Raw genomic sequence first — 22,044 nt, 5'->3', positions numbered from 1 at the left:
AAATTCTTGCTAGTTAGTGGTCAGCATGCCTTCCAATACTCAAAGTAAAACCCTACAGAAAGGCCTTTTTGGCATGGCATTGCCCATTTTTGGCGAGTTTATGCTGAATATGTCAGTGCCGGTGTTCGATGCATTATTCCTCAGCCAAGTGTCAGACCAAGCCGCGGCCTCAGTGGGTGCTGTTATGCCGTGGTTCTCTATGGCGATTGTGTTTTTCTCAGCCACAGGAATCGCTGGCGCTAGCCTTGCCTCGCAATATATGGGTAAACAAAACTATCCCCGCGCCAACTTAATGCTGGCAGGCTTAGTGATTCTAGGTGTGTTAGCTGGGCTACTCTGCGGCACCTTCTTTGTGACTCAGGCTAATAATATCGGCCAATGGATGAGTTTACCCAATGGCATGAGTGACTTAGCCGCCGAATACTTAGTATTGGCCGGTGCCGGTATTGGCTTTATGGGTTTAAGAATGACCCTCGCCAATATTTGCAACGCCTATGGGCGCTCTTATTGGAACACTATTTCAGCAGCACTCATGCTAATCACCAACATCTTAGGAAATGGCATATTAGTTTTAGGCTGGTTTGGCGCTTCACCTATGGGCGTAACGGGTGTGGCTTTAGCCAGCTTGATAGCCTGGGCCTTGAGTTTAAGCTTTAGCTTAGTGGTTGTGCTGTTCTTGATTAAAGTGAAACTGCCTTTAGCTGACGCGCTAATGCAGCCAAGCAAAAGCTTAAAGCCAATTCTGAAAATCGCCGTTCCGTCTGCGCTAGAACCATTTTCTTACCAAAGCTTTGTGATGGTGATGAACTTGATGATTGTGCAATTAGGTGAAACCTCGATTACCGTGCGCATATATGCGCTAAACATCTACGTTTATTGCACCATGATGTTAGTTGCACTTGGTATCGCCAATACCATGTTAGTCACACAATTGGCAGGTGCAGGACACTTTGATCGCTGCCACCAGCAAATGCGCCAAGGCTTACGCTGGGGGTTAATTGCGGTCGCCATTGTTGCCAGCTTGATTTTTATATTTCATCAACCCTTATTAGGAATATTTACCAATAACCCCGAGGTACTCGCTCTGGGTCTAGTCGTTTGCCTGATTCATAGTATTAATGAGCCCTTTCGAGCGATAAACATTATCAGCGGCAACGTATTACGCGGTTGTGGTGACGCAGTATTTGTTACAGGCAACGCAATTGCAGTCACTTGGCTATTTTCGGTGCCTTTAGCCTATGTCATGGGCGTACATTTTGGCTTTGGTTTGTACGCCATTTTACTCGCAGGGGTAGTGGATGAATGCTTACGCAGCCAGATAAATTGGCGCCGCTGGAAGAGTGACAAATGGAAGCGAAAGCTCGCACCCGATTAAGCAATCGCTAGCTAGCTCGGCTCTATCTCTTTTATATGTTGGTGAACCGAAAACCAAGAGGCAACGAGGCCAAGCAAGGTTGAAAATAGCATCAATGCGCCAAATTCGTTGGCGGATAGGCCCGCTAAATAGATGTCTTGTTGGTAGAGCACGCCGATTTGTTGCAAGGCGTATTCAGTCCAAATTAACAATACATTACCCAGTACCCAAGCTAACAAACCACCAATTAAGCCAAACCAAAAACCGGTATATAAAAAAGGGCGTTGAATAAACGAATCGGTAGCACCCACCAATTTCATCACTTCAATTTCGCTTCGGCGGTTCAAAATATTGAGCCGCAAGGTATTGCTAACAATTAAGGCAACCGCACTTAACAGCAATAAGATGAGTAGCCACGCCGACTGCTGCAACATGCTAACGATAGTATCTAAGCGCTGTAGCCACTCAATATCCAGACGCCCTTCATCTACCAAATTATGTTTTTGTAAGCTATCAAGCAGGTTTTTGGCAGCACTAGCACTACTAAATTCTTGGCTAGGTAATACCAGTAAAACATCAGGAAGAGGGTTTTCAGGCAGCAAGGCCAGCACATCCTCAAAACCACTGTTCTCTTGAAATTCTAATAAACCTTGCTGTTTACTTATTAACTCGACTCGGGCTACTTGCTCCATATCTGCAATATTTTGCTGTAACAAGTCTCGCTGTTTTGGCTTGATATCTTGTGTTAGAAATAAGCTAATTTGAGCGTCACTTTGCCAGTAGCTCGTCAACTGCTGGATATTTTTAGTCGCCAGATAAAAGCTGGCAGGTAAGGCTAAACAAACACCAATCACCGCTAAGGTTAGTAAAGAGCTAGCAGGTGTACGCCACAACTCGCCTAAACTGGCGATACACTGCTGCAAATGCCTAACCCAAAACATCACAAAGCGCATTGGTAGGGCAACTTTAACTTGAGGTTTTGCGCCCATCATTGCGTAAACTCCGTACTTTGAGTGGTAGGGTTAAGCAACTGACCGTTCTTCAACACCAAGCGTTGATAATGCAATTTGGCAATTAAACTAAGATCGTGACTAGCAATTAACACCGCCACCCCTACTCGGTTAAACTCTTCAAACAAACGAAATATTTCTAAGGAAAGCGCTGGATCAAGGTTACCGGTGGGTTCATCGGCAATTAATATCGCGGGTTTATTCACTACTGCTCGGGCAATGCCTACACGTTGCTGTTCACCACCGGATAACATTACCGGTGTGCAGTGGGCTTTATCTAATAAACCCACTTTATCTAAGGCCGCTGCCACACGGCGCTTAATATTGCTCATGCCGTAACCCTCGATCACTAAGGGCAATGCAACGTTGTCAAATACGGTGCGATCCATCAGCAATTTGTGGTCTTGAAATATCACCCCCATTTGCCGGCGCAAGTAAGGGATTTTGCGATGAGACAAGCGACTAATATCGTCGCCATTAACCCATACCTGGCCATCGCTAGGACGCTCCATGGCAGTGATCAATTTGAGCAAGGTACTTTTTCCAGCCCCTGAATGGCCAGTTAAAAAGGCCATTTGACCTTGCTCAAGATGAAAGGACACCTTTTGCAAAGCCCGTTGACTACCGGGGTAAATTTTACTCACTTGCTCAAAACGGATCATATAAAGACTTTTCCTTACTGATTAAGCAGCCTTCGACCTATGCTTACTCGCTCTCTTCGCGACTAAATAGAGCATCAACAAAGGGTTGTGCTTCAAACTCTCGTAAATCATCGATCCCTTCGCCAACCCCAATATAGCGGATAGGTAAAGAGAACTTATCAGCCAAAGCAAAAATAACCCCGCCTTTAGCCGTGCCGTCAAGCTTGGTTAAGGTTAACCCGCTTAAACCAACGGCTTGGTTAAATAAGTTGGCTTGGCTAATGGCGTTTTGCCCAGTGCTAGCATCAATAGTTAGCATGATCTCATGAGGCGCTGCATCGTCGAGCTTTTTCATCACCCGAACAATTTTTTTCAACTCTTCCATCAAATGCGCTTTATTTTGCAATCGACCAGCAGTATCGGCAATCAATACATCTACGTTTCGTGACTTAGCTGCTTGAAATGCATCGAAAATTACCGATGCGCTGTCAGCCCCAGTGTGTTGGGCTATCACAGGAATTTTATTACGCTCACCCCAAACTTGTAATTGTTCAACTGCGGCCGCCCTAAAGGTATCGCCGGCAGCCAACATCACTGATTTACCTTGGCTTTGATATTGTTTAGCCAATTTGCCAATGGTGGTTGTTTTACCCACACCATTAACTCCCACCATCAAAATAACAAACGGGCCTTCGCTACTGTCTAAATCAATCGGCGCTTCAACCGTTTTGAGCATTTCTGTCATGTCTAGTTTCAACTGGTCGTAGAGCGTTTCGGCTTCTTGTAACTGACTGCGTTTTACATGCCCAGTGAGCTGTTCAATGATTTTTAGGGTGGTATCTACGCCTACGTCTGCGACCAGTAACTGTTCTTCCAGTTCTTCAAACAGCTCGTCATCGATCTTTCGACCTTTAAACAACGAGAAAAAGCCCCAGCCAAAGTTTTTACGGGTACGTTTTAGACCCGCTTTTAAGCGAGCAAACAAGCCCATTTTTTTAACTGGCTCGGCAGCTTCAGAGATTGATGAGTTTGCTTCAAGGGCGGCATCACGCTCGGCTTGAGCTTCTCGCTCAGCTTGCGCTTCACGCTCGGCTTGGGCTTCTCGCTCAGCTTGCGCTTCTCGCTCAGCTTGGGCTTCTCGCTCAGCTTGGGCTTCTCGCTCAGCTTGGGCTTCTCGCTCAGCTTGGGCTTCTCGCTCAGCTTGGGCTTCTCGCTCAGCTTGGGCTTCTCGCTCAGCTTGGGCTTCTCGCTCAGCTTGGGCTTCTCGCTCAGCTTGGCTTCTCGCTCAGCTTGGGCTTCTCGCTCAGCTTGGGCTTCTCGCTCAGCTTGGGCTTCTCGCTCAGCTTGGGCTTCACGCTCGGCTTGGGCTTCTCGCTCAGCTTGGGCTTCTCGCTCAGCTTGGGCTTCTCGCTCAGCTTGGGCTTCTCGCTCAGCTTGGGCTTCTCGCTCAGCTTGGGCTTCACGCTCAGCTTGGGCTTGCTGTTCTGCTAACTGATGCTCTTCTGCGGGAGATGCTGTTGTTTGTTGCTCGTCGTCTTTTTTTCGGCCAAACCAAGAAAATAGGCCTTTCTTTTTTGCCATTACTGCAAAACCTTTTTTACCAGTAAACGAAGTTGGCTGTTACAATGCCAACGTCCAGTCAATATTGATCGGATTTTATCACAGTTTCTCAATGGTCTAAGTAAATGGCACGGCTTTCCTCAAGAAAACATTCAAATCAAAGCAACAAATCAAGCAACGGCAGTGGCCAAGTGCGAATAATCGCAGGCCAATGGCGAGGTCGTAAACTTAAAGTACTGAATAGCGAAGGTTTACGCCCCACAACCGATCGCGTAAAAGAAACCGTATTTAATTGGCTAAGCCCCTACTTACACAATAGCCATTGCTTGGATTTGTTTGCAGGCAGCGGCAGTCTCGGTTTTGAAGCCTTATCGCGCTTTGCCAGTTTTACCACTTTTATTGAAAAAGATGCTCTGGCAACTAAACAGTTAAAAGCCAATTTACAACTACTCAATGTGTCGAGCGAGCAAGCTAACTTAGTCAATACAGACGCCTTACAATGGCTTAAACAACGACCAAGCGAAGCTTATGATATCGTGTTTATTGATCCACCATTTCGCTGTGATTTACTGATCCCCAGCTGCGATTTGCTCAATCAGCGTGGCTGGTTAAAGCCTGATGCTTTAGTTTATATTGAGTTTGAAAACGAAGCCCTTGAACCACAATTCCCCGCTAATTGGACCTGTATAAAAAGCAAACAAGCAGGTCAAGTTAGTTATCGTCTATTCCAATCAAGTTAAGAGCACCGCACTATGTTTATCACTATAGGTAAAATTTTCATGGTATTAATGTGGCTTGCCATGCTAGTTAGCCCAGTTATTTTCTTGCCACCTTATAACTGGATCCTGCCTTTAGTCGGCATGTTTTTATTGTTGTTACATGGCGTACAGCTGTTAGCGATTCGCGGTACACTGATGGAGGCTGGGGTATTAAAAAAAGGCGACAATTTGCAAATATTGCTATTTGGTTTTTTTGCCATGTGGCAAATACATAAACGTATGACAGGAAAGTCCTCTTGAAGTTAGGTCAACTGTTCTTAGCCAGTTGTTGCTTCATCAGCTTACCGAGTATGGCGATGAGTGTTACAGTGCTTGACGATGCCAAACATCAACGCAGCGGCGCTTGGACCCAAGTGTTACCTTATGCATTTTACACCGAAAACTTAGAATGGGGAGTGGGTGTAGGAGTGGGTGCCGCGGGACATATCCAAGAAAGCTCAAGCCTCGTTGCTACCGCAATGGTCACCAGCAACAACAGCTGGATGGGCTTTCTGTACAGTGGCGACTACCAACTTCCCTTTGCCAACAGAATATTTTTTGATACTACTTTGTACCAAACCAATTTCACCCGCGACCCACAATATATAAACGGTAACGACGACTATGTCGGTGAGCATGCGGGTAGTAATGATTCCAGCCAAAACAACCGCGTATATACCCACTCTAAAGGTCAAGAGTACCGTTTTAGATTTCGCTATTTGTTGCCTTTAGGCCATGGGAAAGATTCACCCGTACACACCTTTAAAATACGCCGCGGTGAAGTAGTATCAGGGTATGAAGCGGGTGCAAAAGAGTGGAACCCGCTCACTAGTGGACGCACGATTATCCAGCTAGAGCCCTATTATTGGAAGCAAGATGTAGGTGAATACAATCAACTGCAAGACGCCAATACCTCGGCAGGTTTAACCCTAGAGTTAGAGTATGACAATCGTAACTTTCACCAAAACCCCACCGCAGGCAGTCGCCAACGTTTGAACATCACTCGTGATTGGGGAGGAGCAGAGCGTGCCTCTTGGACCACCTGGGAATTTTCAGCCTCCAAATATATTCGCCTTCCACAAGCCTCTTGGGCGCAAAGCCAAGTATTGGCATTTGGCATGGCGACCTCAGATACACCAACTTGGAACCACAGCTCTTTTAATAATGGTGAGCAACAATACCATCGTCCGGCGTGGTTTGCAGGCTCCCGCTTGGGCGGAATGGACCGGCTCAAAGGTTATGAAACAGCCCGATATCACGACCGCTCGATGATTTATTATTCGGCCGAGTACCGCTTTACCCCCAATTGGAATCCACTTCCCAAAGTCCCTATTGTTAACTGGTTCAACGTACCTGCTTGGTACTGGGTGGCATTTGCGGAAATAGGCCGAGTGGCCGATGAATACAACCTAGCAACACTGCACAGCGATATGAAATACAGTGTTGGAGGCAGTATAAGAGTGATGATGGAAGGCATAGTATTACGGGGCGACTTCGCTACCAGTGGCGACGACAGCGTGTTCCGCCTTGGCATTAACCACCCCTATTAATGATGTTTACTTGGTCAATGTGATTGCGAATTATAAGGATTGCCAATAATCTGCAATACCATCGAGAAACATTTGCACTGCCAGCATAATCAGTAACATGCCCATTAAACGCTCCATGGCTTTTAAACCTTTCTCACCCAGCAGTTTTAAAAGCACCCCGCTAAATAAGAAGATCACCACACTAATGCCCCAAGCAATTAGTAGCGCCAAAGACCAATCTAGCATTCGGCTGCTATCTTGGTTGGCTAACAGCATTAATGAGGCTAACACCGATGGACCAGCAATCATTGGAATAGCCATAGGTACTAAAAAAGGCTCTTCACCGGCGGCTAAGCCTGCCACTCCACCCGGCTGAGGAAAAATCATTTTTAATGCTATCAAAAATAAGATAACACCGCCGGCAATGCTCACCGCTTCTTGGCGTAAGTTTAAAAAGCCAAGAATTTGCTCACCGGCAAACAAAAAAGCAAACATAACACTTAAAGCAAACACTAACTCTCGCAGTAAAACGATTCGTCTGCGTTTAGGATCGAGGTGTTTTATCATGCTGAGAAACACCGGCATGTTTCCTAGCGGATCCATAATCAAAAACAACATCACCGCTGCTGACAACATATCCATTGGCTAATACTCTAATTAACGATAACTTTATCTGAGGTATAAAAAAGAGCCAGAGCATAACACCCTGACTCCTCTCAAGCTTAGCTTTATTTACGGTGTAAAGACGACTTTAACCGCATCGGTGACATCCGCTTCGTCTACGTAAGCAATCGCGTCTGCATTACCTGCCACTTCTGATACCGCAACCGAGGCCGAGGCCGCCGTTTTTGGCGGTTTGGCTTTACCGGTAAAGATCAACTTAGACCAATAGGCTTGTAGCTGTGCTTCACTTTTACCGGTCGCTACGTCATGAAAAGCAACCCGTAAAGGATCACCTTCATTATATTCGATAACGACCGGAGCTTTACCATTAGGCAATTTTTTCAATTTACCTAAAAACAGTTTTTTCACTTCAGCTTTTGATAAAGCATCAGGGCCTGCAGGGTTAGCAATCACTACCGGAGCAGCCAAGCAACTAAGACTAAATGCGCTCAAACAAAGAGCCAATAATAAGTTTTTCATGACTCCCTCCTAAAATACGCCGTCAAATACAATGCTGTAAACCATAGTGTCATCAGGTGTTTCTTGACCCGCCAAGGCCCCTGCAACTTTGCTCGCTAACAAACCGTTAGTATCGCCAAAGCCGTTCACATAAGTCGCATCAAATTTAACCGCTAAGTTAGATAACAAATCGTAACGTAGGCCTAAAGAATAAGAACTGCGCTTACCATTATAAAACATAGAAGTAGGAGCTAAGGTTGGCGCACCACTGGCGCAATCGGCTAAACAAACAAACTGGCCATCACGCTCATCGTCATCTTGAGTCTTCATTCCAGCAACCGTGCCATAAGGCATCGCTTTACCAAAACGGTACCCTAAAGTTAGATAGCCAGAATCCACATCTGAGTACTGACCTTCTACCGTGGCGCGAGTCACTTCAGATACGACTAATAAGCTACCGTTGTCGTAGCTAAAACCAGCACCTAAGAAATCAGACTTGTTCTTTTCGCTAATGACTTGAGCATCAGGCTGATTGCTTGACGACACAGTAATTTTGGTTTGACCATAAACTGCACGAACAGTGAAGTCATCTACAACCCAAGTTAAATTAGCCCCTAGAATATCATCGTAGTTGGTGCCGCCCTCTTCTGATTGCCCCCAAAAACCTTGCAAGGTTAAGGTGGAATTATCAAACTCGAAGTCGTAACTACCATCTACCCCAACAAAAGAGTTAAACGGTACAAAGCTATATACTTCTTCTGGTGGGCGTGCCCAAGGTTGGGCATAGCCTACTTCTAGGTAATCTGAGTACATATACATGGGTAAGCGAAGTTTACCGCCGCGCACTGTGATGTAATTGTCAAAAGTGTGTTTTAGGTAGGCCCATTCTACCTCTGGGCTAAAATCATCTTCACCACGAGCCACCAACTGAACGGTTACACTGGTACTGTCAGCTAAGGCAAAATCACCTTGTAAACCAACCAAAGTAAGATTATTGAAATCATATTCATCAGATGAGCCAGCATAACCCAAGTTATTATTAGACTGGTTAATGCCGACACTGTAGAAACCATTAAAACTGATTCTATCCCAAGCATTATCTTGATTCTGTTGACGTAATACTTGCACTTCTTGCTCGAGTTGTTCCACTCGTTTGTCTAGTGCTTCATTTGCCATTACTGCGCTACTCAATATGCAAATTGGCAACGCTTGCCACGCCCTTAAATCCATGGGGCTCTCCTTTCTATTATTGTTTTTATTACACTTTAAACTGACTAATAACTTCACTTAAACGTTGAGTTACTTGTCGTACATCTTCGCTGACCTTGTCTATTTCACTAGAACTTTGCGCCACCGCGATAGATATCTGTTGAATGTCGTTAACACTGCCGTGAATTAAGTCGGAGGTTTGGGTTTGCTGCTCTGTGGCTGCCGCTATCTGTTCATTTACCGCATGAATAGACTCAACCTTGCCAGTGATATCTAACAAGGACTTTCCTGCCTGAGCCGATTGCTCAACACTTAAGCCTGCTTGTTCAATCCCTCGATTCATGGCTTCTACCGCCGAACCGGACCCCTTTTGAAGCTCTTCCAATACCTGTTGAATTTCTTGTGTTGAATCTTGAGTGCGTGATGCAAGTGTACGCACTTCATCGGCAACCACCGCAAAACCACGGCCTTGCTCGCCGGCCCTCGCCGCCTCAATGGCCGCATTCAAGGCAAGTAAATTTGTTTGCTCAGCAATACCGCGAATCGCATCTAAAATAACACCAACGTTACTGGTATAAGACTCAAGCTGGTTTATCGCCTTAGAGGTATTATTCACTTCTTCAGCTAAATCGTTAATCACAGAGATGGTATTTTCTACCACCTGACTGCCTTCTTGTGCGGTACTATTCGCCGAAGAGGCTTCTTCAGAAGCTTGTGAGGCAAAATCGGCAATATGATGAACACTGCTTGTCATCTCCTGAATTGCTGAACTCACCGCTTCAACAGAGTGATTTTGAGACTCAATGCTTGAAGCGGTGTGTTTACTGGTCTCCATTAAGCGTGTAGATACGTCTTGAAGGGCCTGAACCGTTTCAGTGGTGGTCGCTATGCTGATCTGCATTTTGCCGATAAACTGATTAAACCAATGTACCAAGGTGGCGATTTCATCTTTTCCGTCGTAATCCACTCTTACGGTTAGATCACCTTCACCCTCGGCGATTTCTCGCAACGAAGAGGTCACCTGAGCAATCGAATTGACAATGCTACGGGTGGTCATAATGCTAACAAAAATCACCACAACAATGGTTGCCACACCCAGCATGATACCGGTAGTAACAGCAGATTTTGAGCTACTAATCGTTGAGTCGATAGTTTGATTAAATGCCTGCTCGGTATTCGCGCGTAGGGTAGCAATACCGTCAGTAAGCTCTTGGAGAATGGCAGCAGAACGCTCAGCTTGAGCCGGCAAAGTGGAAAAATCGGCGCTTCCGTCAACTAAACTCAAAGCAATAGAACGGGCTTGCCCATAGTAACTATCCAATAAGTTTTTCAGTTGCTGAACATCTTGTTGAGCACTGGGTAGAATTTGGAGCAACTGATTCAGTTTATCGCTAAGCAACTGCCGCTGCAGATCGGCACTTTCCAATGACTCTTCTTCACCGGTTGTCACCGCAGTTTGTAATAACTGGTCTATGTTATATAGGGTGTTTTGGGCTACGGTTGCTGTATCTAACGCGGGAAAAAACTGGTCTCTAATTTGCTCAATGCTGAATTGACTCTGCTGCTGAACGAGAATGTTATTGATAAGATAGAGTGCAAAACCTACTACCGCAATTGTCGCCAAAATCCCGATCTTATGGCTTATTTTTAGACGCCTTGCCAAATCCATTAATACCACTCCATGTGATTACAAATATCGATATCTTAGTTATCGTCACTATTACGCAAATGTTTAACGGTTAGATAAATTATTGCTAAATAAACAACTTAACAATTAAAACATACGTTTGACTATTATCAGAAACGTTAATTAGATTAAGCGTTCGCATGGCTAGCAAGCGTTTACGCTGAGCTTAAATTCAATTGTAGACGTTTAAACTGAGGGGATGAAAGAAATGTTAAGCAAGCGTTAACTAAACACCATAAAGCGTGATCGACAGCAAGTGGGGGCAATGACAGTTATAGGGATAGAATGGGGCTGACAAAGCAGCCCTTGTGAGCGAAGACGCTCTATTTATGAGAACAAATTTTTGATTCGCAGGTATTGAAGCCCTGATTAGCTTCAACAAATTTTCCGCGTTCCGCGAGGAATACAATAAGCTCCTGTGCGTTCATACCTTTCTTGCTGCAAGTATGGTATTCGCTTTGCTCACCAAAAGTCTGTTTCATTAGCTTTTCTAGCGATGCCGAGCTAAAACTACCACCTTTCTCCAACATCAATTGCATCACTTGATGCCCATGAATCGACTGACTCATTGTAACCTCCATAAAAAAACGGCGTTCACTTTAACAGTGTCACGCCGTTGATTACTTGCGGTAGAACAAAGCTATATAAGCTTCTCGATATTCTTAGATGCCAACTGCTGCTGGTAAGACTGAATGGAGCTTTGCAGCACCGCATCATTTTGCGCTTGCTGAGACGTCGATTGCGCATAATTTGTATCAAGAATACGTGAACGAGCGGCGCTTTGCGCTTCTATGGCCGCTTGAGTCGAGCGATAAGCAGATTCAGCTGCGTTACTCTGAGCCCCCAACTGCGCTTGACTTGAGTCGGTGGTTTGCTGTGCCCCTTGCAAGGCTGCTTGAGCCGCTGCAGGGTCAGACACATCCACGTTATCAACGCCTAACTCCGCAGCATTAGGAATGGCGGCAGTATTTGCATCGACTTGTGCTTGCAAAGCGGCAATATCATCGGAGTTATAAATTCCATTACCACTTTGAACCGCCAAGGCTTGATTTTGTTGTAGTAAATCAGTGGTGCCTTGCAATTGCGCCGACTCAATATTATTGATGCTAACTTGATTCTGATAAATATTAGCATAGGCTTCTTGTTCACTGATCCCGGTGGTTAGGCGGTTTGATATTTGCAAACCGGCAGGATCGTCCGCAGCAGAATTTATTTTCTTACCTGATGCGAGTTTTTCATCTTGCTCTTCTTGGCGCTTTTTAGCCTGTTCTAGATAGAAATCTGACGGCGCGACTGAGCTGGATACTTGACTGATTGGCATGAGTTATCCTCAACAAACGTTTACGAGTATAGCCATCCTAGCTGTATATAATTTAAGCATAACACTCATTAGCAAAAACTTCATCATCAAATAGCGCACTTAGTCGTCTCGTGATCGTGACACGCCCAGCAGTATTCAAAGCTACCGGGATTAGATTCCCCACAGTGTTTGCAAAACCACTCTTGTTGGCTGTCTTTTTCATAATCAATAACTGCTTGCTTAGCCCGCTCCCAATTGGTTAACGTCACCACAAGGGTGACTTGAAAACAGTCTACTGGCAACTCACCCACTGCAGCCATTGAAAACTCACCCTCTAAGCGACTTTCAATCCCTAGTTTTATCAACATGCCCTGAAGTAACTTCGCCTCCAGTAAATTAGACGCGCTGTAAAATGCAAACCATTGATCCATCGACCGTCATCCTTTGTAAAGCGAGTGAAGTATCTGCAACTATCTATTGATATAATACTAGACCACCATCTGTGGCAAAAAACTTTCAAATGATGCTAATTACCGCGCATATCAATTATTAAGTGTAAACTGGTGGTTCAACACGCAGCGTTATTCCCCCCCTTTTCTCACTGCTCGGTACTTTTCAGCTCACCCACCAACAAGCACCAATGTGAGACAGTTGCGCACCATTTTAATGCACCTCTATAAAAAACCATCAGTATATTCGCACCAAAACAATACAAAAATGTGTAAACCACACGTTATCAGTCAGTTAAAAGCCATAAAATGCATCAACTTAGTGCTTCTTTATGTAAAAAATTTAATACCAGGCCTAATAATTGCTTAATTTTGGCGCAAACCAATATTTGAAGAACTAATCAGGAGTAGATTTAATGGATAATATTAGTGCCGCTATCGACGTTCTGTCACAAAGCGCGAACACTTTATTCATTTTGCTAGGCGCTATAATGGTACTAGCAATGCATGCCGGCTTTGCCTTTTTAGAGGTAGGAACCGTTCGTCATAAAAACCAAGTTAATGCTTTAGTAAAAATCATCACTGATTTTGCATTCTCGGGCGTTGCTTATTTCCTTATTGGGTATTACCTCGCTTATGGTAATCATTTCTTTAATAGTGCCGAGGTATTAACCGAAGGTAATGGTTACGAGTTAGTTAAGTTCTTCTTCCTACTCACATTTGCCGCTGCCATCCCCGCTATTGTTTCAGGTGGTATCGCAGAGCGCGGTAAGTTTTATCCCTTCTTAGTGGCTTCATCTCTGATTGTTGGTTTGGTCTATCCTTTCTTCGAAGGCATTATTTGGAATGGAAACTTTGGCTTTCAAGCTTGGTTAGAAGCGCAGTTTGGCGCCGCTTTCCATGATTTTGCTGGTTCAGTGGTGGTTCATGCTATGGGGGGGTGGTTAGCCTTAGTCGCCATTAAAGTTCTTGGCGCACGTAAAGGCAGAAAACCTGGCGTAGCATTTGCGCCTTCAAATATTCCATTTTTGGCCTTAGGCGCGTGGGTTCTTACCGTAGGCTGGTTCGGCTTTAACGTTATGTCGGCACAAACCATGGACGGAATAAGCGGTTTAGTCGCCGTGAATACCTTAATGGCCATGGTTGGAGGCACTATTGTTGCTTTGCTGTTAGGTAAAAATGACCCAGGGTTTGTTCATAACGGTCCCTTAGCTGGCTTAGTCGCAGTATGTGCGGGTTCTGATTTAATGCACCCTATCGGCGCCTTAGTTACCGGTGGCGTTGCTGGTGCATTGTTTGTTTGGGTATTTACTTGGTTACAACAGCATTCACACTTAGATGATGTACTAGGTGTATGGCCGCTACATGGTTTATGTGGTGTATGGGGCGGTGTTGCTGCAGGTATCTTTGGCAGCCAAGCCTTAGGCGGATTAGGCGGCGTGTCACTAATCAGTCAAATCATTGGTAGCCTTGCCGGTATTATTGTTGCTTTGGTGGGTGGTTTTATTGTTTACACCTTAGTCGATAAAGTCGCCGGCTTAAGATTGTCTGAAGAAGATGAGTATCACGGCGCAGATTTGGCTATTCACAAAATTAGCGCGACTAACAAAGACCGCTAATCTGTCTCAAAGCCGCCCTAGTTAGCTAGGGCGGCTTCTCTTCATCCCCCTAAAGCTCAATGACATCAAGTTTGTAATCGATCTGCGCAAGGTATTGCTGTTCATTTTCTAGGTCGGCGCGCGTTAGCGGATTATTTTGCAACCACTGTTGATCCAACAACAAACTCATTTGTTGCCCAGCCGCTCTAAATTGCAGCTCGGGTAAGCCTTGGCGACGTTTACCACGATTAAAGATTACCGATAAGCGAAGCATCAAACAGGCTTTCAATAAATCAGTATTCTCCAGCGGAAAATGCTTAGCGGGGAAACTACGACGGTGGGCTAATACTAAAGCGGCCAGCTGCTGTTGTTCTATCCGCGAAAAACCGGCAAGGTCAACGTTCCCTACAATATATGCACCATGTTTGTGGTAATCGCTATGGGCCACATCTAAGCCCACTAAAAATAGCATTGAAGCCCACTTGAGTAACTGTGCGGTTTCTGTTTCATCAAGTTGCCAAGTTTCGGCAACCTGATTAAGCAGTAACTGGCAAGTATCATCGACACGCCCACTAAACTGAGAATCAACATGATAACGCTCTGACAAGCGCTGCACACTGGCAGGTCTAATATCGGTATGCTCTAAGCGGCCTTTAAGTTCATACAATAAGCCTTCGCGCAGCGCTGACTCGGCGGCATGCATCTTTTGGATGTGCAAATTTTTAAACAAAGAATGCAATACGATAACGCCACCTAAAAATACTGGCTGACGCTCTTCTGATAAACCTTTAAAAGGAAGGTTACACTCACCCGCTTCTAAGTAGCGTTCTATGATAGCGTCTAAACCAGCAAGCTCAATTTCAGCGGCACAAAATTTATTCTCTATGCACACTTTAGCCACCGCTTTTATGGTGCCGGAAGCTCCCAAACATTCGTTCCACGAATGATCAATAAAATCATCGACAACCGGTAACAACTCTTGAGAGCAATAAGTGCTGGCTTTCAACAAGCGATTTTTAGTCACGCGACCACTTTTGAAAAAACGTTTGGTAATCGAGACACAGCCCATGTCTAAGCTTTGTTTAAGCTTAATTTCCATGCCTTCGCCCAGTGTGACTTCGGTGCTACCTCCGCCAATATCTACCACCATACGAGGCCCATTGGTTGGAGCCATATAATGCGCCACGCCTAGGTAAATTAAGCGGGCCTCTTCTTCCCCAGAAATCACCTCGACCGGATGGCCTAAACGTTGCTCAGCGGCCTGTAAAAATACGTCCGCATCAATAATACTTCGCAAGGTTTTGGTGCCAACAACCCGAACACTGCCGGGTTTAAACTCGCGTAAGCGTTCACCAAAGCGCTCCAAACAAGCTTGAGCTCTATTCCACGCGGCAGCATCTAAACTGCCATCGTCTTGTAAGCCCCAACCTAAGCGAACCATTTCTTTCACTTTATCGCGAACTTTTAACTCGCCGTCTTCCCAATCAGCAATAATTAAATGAAAACTATTGCTTCCTAAATCAAGTGCCGCAAGTTGTTGAGTTTTGGGGCTCAACAAACGCGATAAATTGAACATAAACTAACCTCAGCGAAAAATTCGCAAAAGACTGAGCTAAAAGGCTCTCTAATTTACTTCAATATAAAGCGTTTTAACATAGTTTCGATGTCATTAACCTGTTGTTGTAAAGCTTCGCTAGACTGAGCCACTTTTTCAATTTGCTCAAAGTTATCTTCGGCAACCTCAGCAATGACGTTTACATTACGGGTTACTTCACTAGCGACATGATGTTGCTCTTGCGCGGCGACACTGATTTGGTCGGTCATTTCACGCATTTGTGTCATTTCACCGCGAATGGTCATAATGGATTCTCGCGATTTCTCTGCCAGCTCTTTTGACTGACTCATTTGCTCACGACTGGCCGCCATCGCATCAAAAACCTGACTAGACTCGCTTTGTAAGGTAGTAATCATGGTGCGAACTGATTCAGTGCTTTGAGTGGTTTGACTGGCTAAACTACGCACTTCATCTGCAACTACCGCAAAACCACGGCCTTGTTCACCGGCCCTTGCAGCTTCGATCGCTGCGTTTAAGGCAAGTAAATTGGTTTTATTGGCAATGCCGTCAATCACCTCAATAATAGAGCCAATTTGTTTGCTAGCGTCCGCCAGCTTATCAACTTGTCCCGATGTACTTTGTAAGGCGTCATCTAAACTATCGATCATCTCGATATTTTGGTTCATCACCCGCTGTCCCATATCGATATTGCTTTCAACCGACATCGATAACTCACGGCTGCTTTCAGTGTTAGAGGCCACTTCTTTAATGGCCGACTCCATTTCGGTAACCGCAGTGGCCACACTGCTTAATTCAGCGGTTTGTTTATCTAATTTGGTTTTAACAACACTTGACGCTTCACTATTTTTCTCTGAAACATCGCTCAGTTGCTGCGCTGCATGCTGGATTTGGCTAAACACTTCACGTGCTTGCTCAATCATTCGGTTAATCGCCGCCACCAATACGGCAAATTCGCCACTATACTGACCTTGCATCGTTTGGCTGTAATCACCTTCTGCCAGACGTAAGATTTGTCCTTGGGTATGCGCCAAAGGTTTACGGATTAAACTCGCTAGCCAATAAGCCACGGCAATAGCAAAAATAATCACCAATGGGACCACTATCGCGGTGATTGAGCGGGCATTAACTATCAGTGTTTGGCCTTGTTCACTAGCCTCAGCGCTTTGCTGGTTAGCTAAATTAACAATCTTTGTCACGATTTGGTCCAACTCAGTCAGTTGAATATTTATCTCACCGGTCAGCTGAGTGATACTAGCAATGGTTTGTTGGCTACTTACATAGCGTTCAACAATGCCAGTAGGATCGTTAACCTGACGATTAAATTCTGCAACTAGCTCACCAATCTGAGGGTCAGCCAATGCTTCAACCTCATCAATCAGTGAACTAAAATCGTCATTGAACACTTTATTGTTATATTGTATTTTCTTAACTAAATCAGTAACTTTTAATGGATCTCGAGTATTCACCATATTAGAAAGTAAAAACTCCATCAGTCCAAAACGCTCCATCACCAAGGTGAGAATGTCTTCGATGTAAGTATCATCGGCAGCGCTTGGTGCGGTCACTTTAGTCACGATGCGTTTTAAATCAGAAAGTCGAAACAAGAACTGACTAAGGTCATCGCGCACTTTTTGATCTTGCTGCAAGTAACTGGTTTGTAATGCTGCTAACTGCAGCCCTTGAGAGGTAAGGGTATTTTCTACCTGTTCTACTTCGCTTAAGTTCTGTGTTAAGCCTTGAATATTGTAAGCACTGGCATGTGAACTAAGCTCTTCAACTCTGCTATCTAATGATTGCAACGCCACTTCAGCTTGTCCCTTAATCACTTGTAAGCTGTCTAGATCTCCGGCATTTTGAACGCTCAATAACTGTATACCGGCGCGTAAAGCCTGGCTGCCCACCTCGTTGGCCAGCAGCTGCGTTTTTGCACTCTGCTCCGTTAAGGTTGAAAAACTAGTATTGACTTGCTGGGCTAACAGGAGAGCGCCTCCGCCTCCCATTGCGATCACTAAGGTGAGCACCGCAAACCCGATGTATAGCCGATGAACCACTGAGATTTGATTGATTTTATTTCCCAACATGCCTTGCTTCCTTTCCCAAAAGCTCGCGAATAAGCTCACTAGTAATCCTAGTAAGGTTTTTGTTGATTATCTTTTTTAGTATTTATTGTGCGAGTTCCCGCACACCAATAAGCCCTAAGCCATTATTAGATTTGGCTTTTCAACTCAATACTTGCGCGAATAAAAGCGTAATAAAAGATTAACCTGATGTTTATATAATTTTTTTCTAAAACATTATAGCAAGGTAAAAAACATGACGGCACGACTAATTTGCTGCTTAACGGCGCTGCTGTTAAGCAGCCCGCAAATATTAGCTAAACAAGTAATAAAACCCGCTGTATTGCCATATCAGGTGTTAGTAAACCTTGAAAATGGCACTGAAATACGGATCGGCGGTTATGGTTCAGCAATGACCGCTCACCCTACACTCCATGACCACTTCTACGCTCTCACCGACCGAGGCCCTAATGCCAAATATCAAGGCCCCGCTGGAAAAGGTAAAATATTCCCTGTGCCTGACTTCACGCCTCGCATTGGCCTATTTGCTTATCGCGATGATCAAGTTATTCAAGTAAAGCAGATTTTGCTTAAAGATCCACAAGGTCAGCCTATCTCGGGCCTGCCTAATCCTAAAGGTATGGGCGATACTGGCGAAGTGGCTTATGCCAGTGATAAGTCATTGCTCAAAGCCGACCCTTATGGTTTAGACAGTGAAGGTTTAGTCGCCCTAAGAGATGGCAGCTTTTGGGTCAGTGATGAATACGGACCACATCTTGTGCATTACAGCGCCGAAGGAATTGAATTAGAGCGCATCAACCCATTTGGTACGGGCACCGGTGGGCGTAAACTGCCTGCCGTATTCGCCTATCGGCGAGCTAATCGCGGCATGGAAGGCTTAGCCATTAGCCCTGATGAAACAACCTTGTTTGGCATAATGCAATCTACCTTGTACAACCCAAGTAAAGAAGCCATCACCAATCACCAACTCACGCGACTGGTTAGTTTTGATATTGAAAGTGGAAAAACAAGGCAGTTTTTGTATCAACAACAAGCGAATGGCTTATCCAATTCTGAGATAGTCGCGCTCACGCAAAACCAGTTTTTGGTCATCGAGCGTGATGGCGGGTTTGCCGGAGCACAAGGTAATAAACAAGCCAAATACAAGCGTATTTATCAAATAGATATCAGCCAAGCTACCGATGTAAGTGGAAATGTCAGTGCCAAACACGGATTGATGTTTGCAGGTAAAACATTAGAACAAATGAGCTGGCAAGCGCTATCTACGCACAAAATTAAACCCCTTGAGAAAACTCTGATTTACGACCTATTAGTTGATATGCCAAGACCCTATCCACACGATAAACTAGAAGGGCTATGGTTAAGAGCGAATAAGCAACTGGCGGTCCTTAACGATGACGATTTTGCCATAGCAGCCAAAGGCGAACAGGTCATCCAAAAAACACTTCCCGCAACCCAACGCACAGACCAAAACACTTTATATTTCATACCATTAAACTAGAATTTCAATATTGAAGGGTGAGCCGATTCTTGCCCTATAATATTGACCAAACTCTAGCTATATAACAAAATCACTCTGCAGTTTCCTATTTCACTTTATCAAATTGGCACAGCCCTCTACACTAAGGTGGTAGAAATAAGGAAATAGGCTAATTTGATATTTGTTGATGGACTCACATATTTTATTCTAATGACTTCTGTCACTGTGGTTTCTGCAGTGGTACTGACTCTTATTCGCTATTTCCATGGAAAACAAGCCGCCTTAGATTGCTGGATTGCAGCCTGCTACGCACAGGTATTTGGTTTACTGTGCCTACTATTGTTTGAACAAGCCACAGCAACGACACTACTTATCCAAAACGGTCTGTTTGTTGGTTCATTCTTACTGATCTTAGCCGGGCATCATCATTACTTGAAGTTGAGTTTTAATCGAAGCGTGTTCGGAGCCATGTTGGCACTGTATTGCATGGTAATGTTTTATTACATCATGCTAGAACCCTCGGTAAAATATCGCGCGGTAGTGTTCTCGGTGTCTATCGCCTTATGCTGTTTATATAGTGCCTACTTATATTTTCGCTACTGGCGACAACAACGAACTCATGCCATATGGTTAGTGATTAGCCTATATCTGTTTTTTGCCAGCTGTTTAGTCATTCGAGCGCATATTACGCTGCAAGGCACTCCTGAACATCAAGGTTTACTGCTGGGGGTTCCAGCCTTACTCTCGCTCGCTTTATTCATAGGTTCTGCACTACAAACCTATGTATTCTTTTTTTTATTGCATTGGCGGCAGATTATTCAATTGGAACAACTGGCCAATTACGACATCACCGGCGCTATGCGCAGAAATTACTTCATTCAGCAATTAACTAAGCTAACCACGCGGGCTAAATTCTCTGGCAAAGAGGTCACGGTTATCTTTATCGACCTTGATCGGTTTAAATCGATTAACGATCTTTACGGTCATGACAGTGGCGATAAAGCCTTAATGCATTTTTCCCACATAGCCTTAAGCAACCTTCGAGTCGGTGATTTATTTGGTCGTTTTGGCGGAGAAGAGTTTGTGATTGCACTCAATGAGGCAAATGTAGAACAAGCCTATATGCTGGCTAACCGGATCCGTATTCAGCTTAACCAACAGGGTTTACCCACGCCAAAAGGTCAGCTATTCATGAGCGCAAGCTTTGGCGTAGCAAGCAGTATTGATAAACCTGATATATCCGATTTGATAAAATACGCAGACCAAGCCATGTACCAAGCTAAAAACCAAGGCGGTAACAAAGTTTGCCAACATCGGCTATCTGAAGCCCCTGCATCTGGTTAGCCAAAGAATCAACCAGAAACTAATTAAATTTCTACTTTACCTACTGTCATTTTATTCTTAACCTCTAGCAAACGCTGAATAGCCTTGCTATTTCAGCAAATCATGCAATCAAGGAATAGCCATGACCATAGGTGTAGGTGGAAGTAGTGCCAGCGAGCAACTCGCCAAGCTCAGTAACATGTGTAGCAATATTGCTAGTATATCCGTAAGTGAATATCAGCAGCGTCAACACAAAGCCTGTCAATTGATGAAGCAGCAAGATATAGCGGCTATCTATCTGAATGCGGGGACTAATTTATATTACTTCACAGGCTTAAAATGGAGCGCTAGTGAACGGATGGTGGGCGCATTACTTTGCGCGAACGGGCAATTGCATTACATTGCACCACACTTCGAACAGAATTCTCTCAGAGACTTTATGCTGATTGATGCCCCGTTTCATGGCTGGCAAGAACACCAAAGCCCCTATCAGCTGTTTAATCAGTTATGCCATCAACAGCAGCTAAGCGGCAATATAGCACTAGACCCCAGCGCAGGTTTTTTCTTAGTAGATGGCTTAATTAAGGCCAATCCAGAGCAAAATTTTATTAATGGCGATGTGATCACCCAAACCTGTCGCATGCAAAAATCAGCAGCCGAAATCGCTCTGATGCAACGCGCCAAAGACATGACCATGGAAGTGCAAAAAGCAGCCGCTAAAATTTTACGCCCCGGTATTAGTACGACTGAAGTCATCGAGTTTATTAATCAGGCTCACCAACAGGTAGGCGCAAGTGGTTCGTCTTTTTGCATCGTATTATTTGGTTTGGCTAGCTCATTTCCTCATGGCGTGAAAGAGCCACAAATTCTCCAAGAAAATGACTGGGTACTGATTGATACGGGTTGCTTGTTGCAGGGTTATAACTCAGACATTACTCGCAGCTACCCCTACGGGGAAGCGAGTGAACAACAACGCCAAGCTTGGACCTCCGAACAACAAGCTCAACTAGCGGCCTTTGAGGCCGCCCAAATAGGCCAAACCTGCGCCAGTGTAGACGCTGCAGCTCGTCGCTCATTAGAAGCTGACGGCTACGGTCCTGATTACGCCTTACCTGGCCTTCCGCATCGCACTGGCCACGGTTGTGGCTTAGATATACACGAAGGGCCCTACCTCGTTGCTGGCGACAATACTCCGCTTGCTGAAGGAATGGTATTCAGTAACGAGCCGATGCTGGTTATACCTGGACATTTTGGGGTTCGCTTAGAGGACCACTTTTATATTGGAGCCAATGGCCCTGTATGGTTTACCCAGCCTAGCCCAAGCATCGACGATCCCTTTGCCTACCATGTTAGCTAAAAACGCCGATTCT

18 protein-coding genes and 2 pseudogenes are annotated in these 22,044 nt (G+C 44.8%); 8 read left to right on the top strand and 12 right to left on the bottom strand.

Annotated features, from left to right (window positions below):
• The first annotated feature begins 73 nt into the window (after positions 1–73).
• Entirely contained in the window at positions 74–1,375 is a 1,302-nt protein-coding gene (locus M0C34_RS01960) for an MATE family efflux transporter (protein ID WP_248713993.1), read from the top strand.
• An 11-nt stretch (positions 1,376–1,386) separates the two neighbouring features.
• On the opposite strand, the gene ftsX is transcribed toward M0C34_RS01960, so the two are convergent.
• From ftsX to ftsY, 3 genes and pseudogenes are all read right to left on the bottom strand, one after another.
• On the bottom strand, positions 1,387–2,346 hold the full coding sequence (gene ftsX / locus M0C34_RS01955; RefSeq protein ID WP_248713992.1) for a permease-like cell division protein FtsX: 960 nt from the start codon (positions 2,344–2,346) through the stop codon (positions 1,387–1,389).
• Positions 2,343–3,026, bottom strand: a complete 684-nt coding sequence (gene ftsE / locus M0C34_RS01950; RefSeq protein WP_248713991.1) for a cell division ATP-binding protein FtsE — start codon at positions 3,024–3,026, stop codon at positions 2,343–2,345. Before ftsE ends, ftsX begins: the two co-directional genes overlap by 4 nt.
• 43 nt (positions 3,027–3,069) lie before the next feature.
• Positions 3,070–4,586, bottom strand: a pseudogene (gene ftsY, locus M0C34_RS01945) (signal recognition particle-docking protein FtsY).
• Between the two features lie 104 nt (positions 4,587–4,690).
• Between ftsY and rsmD the strand changes: the two are divergent.
• The 3 genes from rsmD to M0C34_RS01930 are packed head-to-tail and all read left to right on the top strand — an operon-like array spanning position 4,691 to position 6,873.
• Positions 4,691–5,305, top strand: a complete 615-nt coding sequence (gene rsmD / locus M0C34_RS01940) for a 16S rRNA (guanine(966)-N(2))-methyltransferase RsmD (protein ID WP_248713990.1) — start codon at positions 4,691–4,693, stop codon at positions 5,303–5,305.
• Positions 5,306–5,317: 12 nt separating this feature from the next.
• Positions 5,318–5,584, top strand: a complete 267-nt coding sequence (locus tag M0C34_RS01935; RefSeq protein ID WP_248713989.1) for a DUF1145 domain-containing protein — start codon at positions 5,318–5,320, stop codon at positions 5,582–5,584.
• The gene (locus M0C34_RS01930; protein WP_248713988.1) at positions 5,581–6,873 is read left to right on the top strand and encodes a BamA/TamA family outer membrane protein; all 1,293 of its coding nucleotides are present in this window, start codon (positions 5,581–5,583) and stop codon (positions 6,871–6,873) included. The genes M0C34_RS01935 and M0C34_RS01930 overlap by 4 nt, the downstream gene beginning before the upstream one ends.
• Positions 6,874–6,903: 30 nt before the next feature.
• On the opposite strand, the gene M0C34_RS01925 is transcribed toward M0C34_RS01930, so the two are convergent.
• From M0C34_RS01925 to M0C34_RS01895, 7 genes and pseudogenes are all read right to left on the bottom strand, one after another.
• On the bottom strand, positions 6,904–7,494 hold the full coding sequence (locus M0C34_RS01925) for a YhgN family NAAT transporter (RefSeq protein WP_248713987.1): 591 nt from the start codon (positions 7,492–7,494) through the stop codon (positions 6,904–6,906).
• Positions 7,495–7,584: 90 nt separating this feature from the next.
• Positions 7,585–7,995, bottom strand: coding sequence for a phosphate ABC transporter substrate-binding protein (locus M0C34_RS01920; protein ID WP_248713986.1), 411 nt, complete (start codon positions 7,993–7,995; stop codon positions 7,585–7,587).
• Positions 7,996–8,004: 9 nt separating this feature from the next.
• Positions 8,005–9,204 carry a hypothetical protein gene (locus tag M0C34_RS01915; RefSeq protein WP_248713985.1) on the bottom strand — a complete coding sequence of 400 codons (1,200 nt, stop codon included), beginning with the start codon at positions 9,202–9,204 and terminating at the stop codon, positions 8,005–8,007.
• Positions 9,205–9,232: 28 nt separating this feature from the next.
• Positions 9,233–10,852, bottom strand: a complete 1,620-nt coding sequence (locus M0C34_RS01910) for a methyl-accepting chemotaxis protein (protein WP_248713984.1) — start codon at positions 10,850–10,852, stop codon at positions 9,233–9,235.
• 341 nt (positions 10,853–11,193) lie between these two features.
• Positions 11,194–11,439, bottom strand: a complete 246-nt coding sequence (locus M0C34_RS01905) for a YecH family metal-binding protein (RefSeq protein WP_248713983.1) — start codon at positions 11,437–11,439, stop codon at positions 11,194–11,196.
• Positions 11,440–11,510: 71 nt separating this feature from the next.
• Positions 11,511–12,104, bottom strand: a pseudogene (locus M0C34_RS01900) (flagellin); the annotation flags it as partial.
• A 173-nt stretch (positions 12,105–12,277) separates the two neighbouring features.
• A complete protein-coding gene (locus M0C34_RS01895) occupies positions 12,278–12,601 on the bottom strand; it encodes a putative signal transducing protein (RefSeq protein WP_248713981.1) in 324 nt (107 codons plus the stop codon).
• 434 nt (positions 12,602–13,035) lie between these two features.
• On the opposite strand from M0C34_RS01895, the gene M0C34_RS01890 reads away from it, so the two are divergent.
• Complete coding sequence (locus M0C34_RS01890) at positions 13,036–14,238, top strand: ammonium transporter (protein WP_248713980.1); 1,203 nt, start codon at positions 13,036–13,038, stop codon at positions 14,236–14,238.
• 49 nt (positions 14,239–14,287) lie between these two features.
• Here M0C34_RS01890 and M0C34_RS01885 read toward each other — a convergent pair whose 3' ends face one another.
• Both M0C34_RS01885 and M0C34_RS01880 read right to left on the bottom strand, forming a co-directional pair.
• On the bottom strand, positions 14,288–15,793 hold the full coding sequence (locus tag M0C34_RS01885) for a Ppx/GppA phosphatase family protein (RefSeq protein WP_248713979.1): 1,506 nt from the start codon (positions 15,791–15,793) through the stop codon (positions 14,288–14,290).
• Between the two features lie 53 nt (positions 15,794–15,846).
• Entirely contained in the window at positions 15,847–17,874 is a 2,028-nt protein-coding gene (locus M0C34_RS01880) for a methyl-accepting chemotaxis protein (protein ID WP_248713978.1), read from the bottom strand.
• Between the two features lie 232 nt (positions 17,875–18,106).
• Between M0C34_RS01880 and M0C34_RS01875 the strand changes: the two genes are divergently transcribed.
• From M0C34_RS01875 to M0C34_RS01865, 3 genes are all read left to right on the top strand, one after another.
• Positions 18,107–19,372 carry an esterase-like activity of phytase family protein gene (locus tag M0C34_RS01875; protein WP_248713977.1) on the top strand — a complete coding sequence of 422 codons (1,266 nt, stop codon included), beginning with the start codon at positions 18,107–18,109 and terminating at the stop codon, positions 19,370–19,372.
• Between the two features lie 189 nt (positions 19,373–19,561).
• Positions 19,562–20,695, top strand: coding sequence for a GGDEF domain-containing protein (locus M0C34_RS01870; RefSeq protein ID WP_248713976.1), 1,134 nt, complete (start codon positions 19,562–19,564; stop codon positions 20,693–20,695).
• 121 nt (positions 20,696–20,816) lie between these two features.
• Positions 20,817–22,031 carry a M24 family metallopeptidase gene (locus tag M0C34_RS01865; RefSeq protein WP_248713975.1) on the top strand — a complete coding sequence of 405 codons (1,215 nt, stop codon included), beginning with the start codon at positions 20,817–20,819 and terminating at the stop codon, positions 22,029–22,031.
• The last annotated feature ends 13 nt before the right edge of the window (positions 22,032–22,044 follow it).

Source organism: Agarivorans sp. TSD2052 (assembly GCF_023238625.1).
Taxonomy (GTDB): Bacteria; Pseudomonadota; Gammaproteobacteria; order Enterobacterales; family Celerinatantimonadaceae; genus Agarivorans.
The sequence above is the reverse complement of the archived record's forward strand: the minus strand, read 5'-3'. Positions and strand labels throughout refer to the sequence as shown.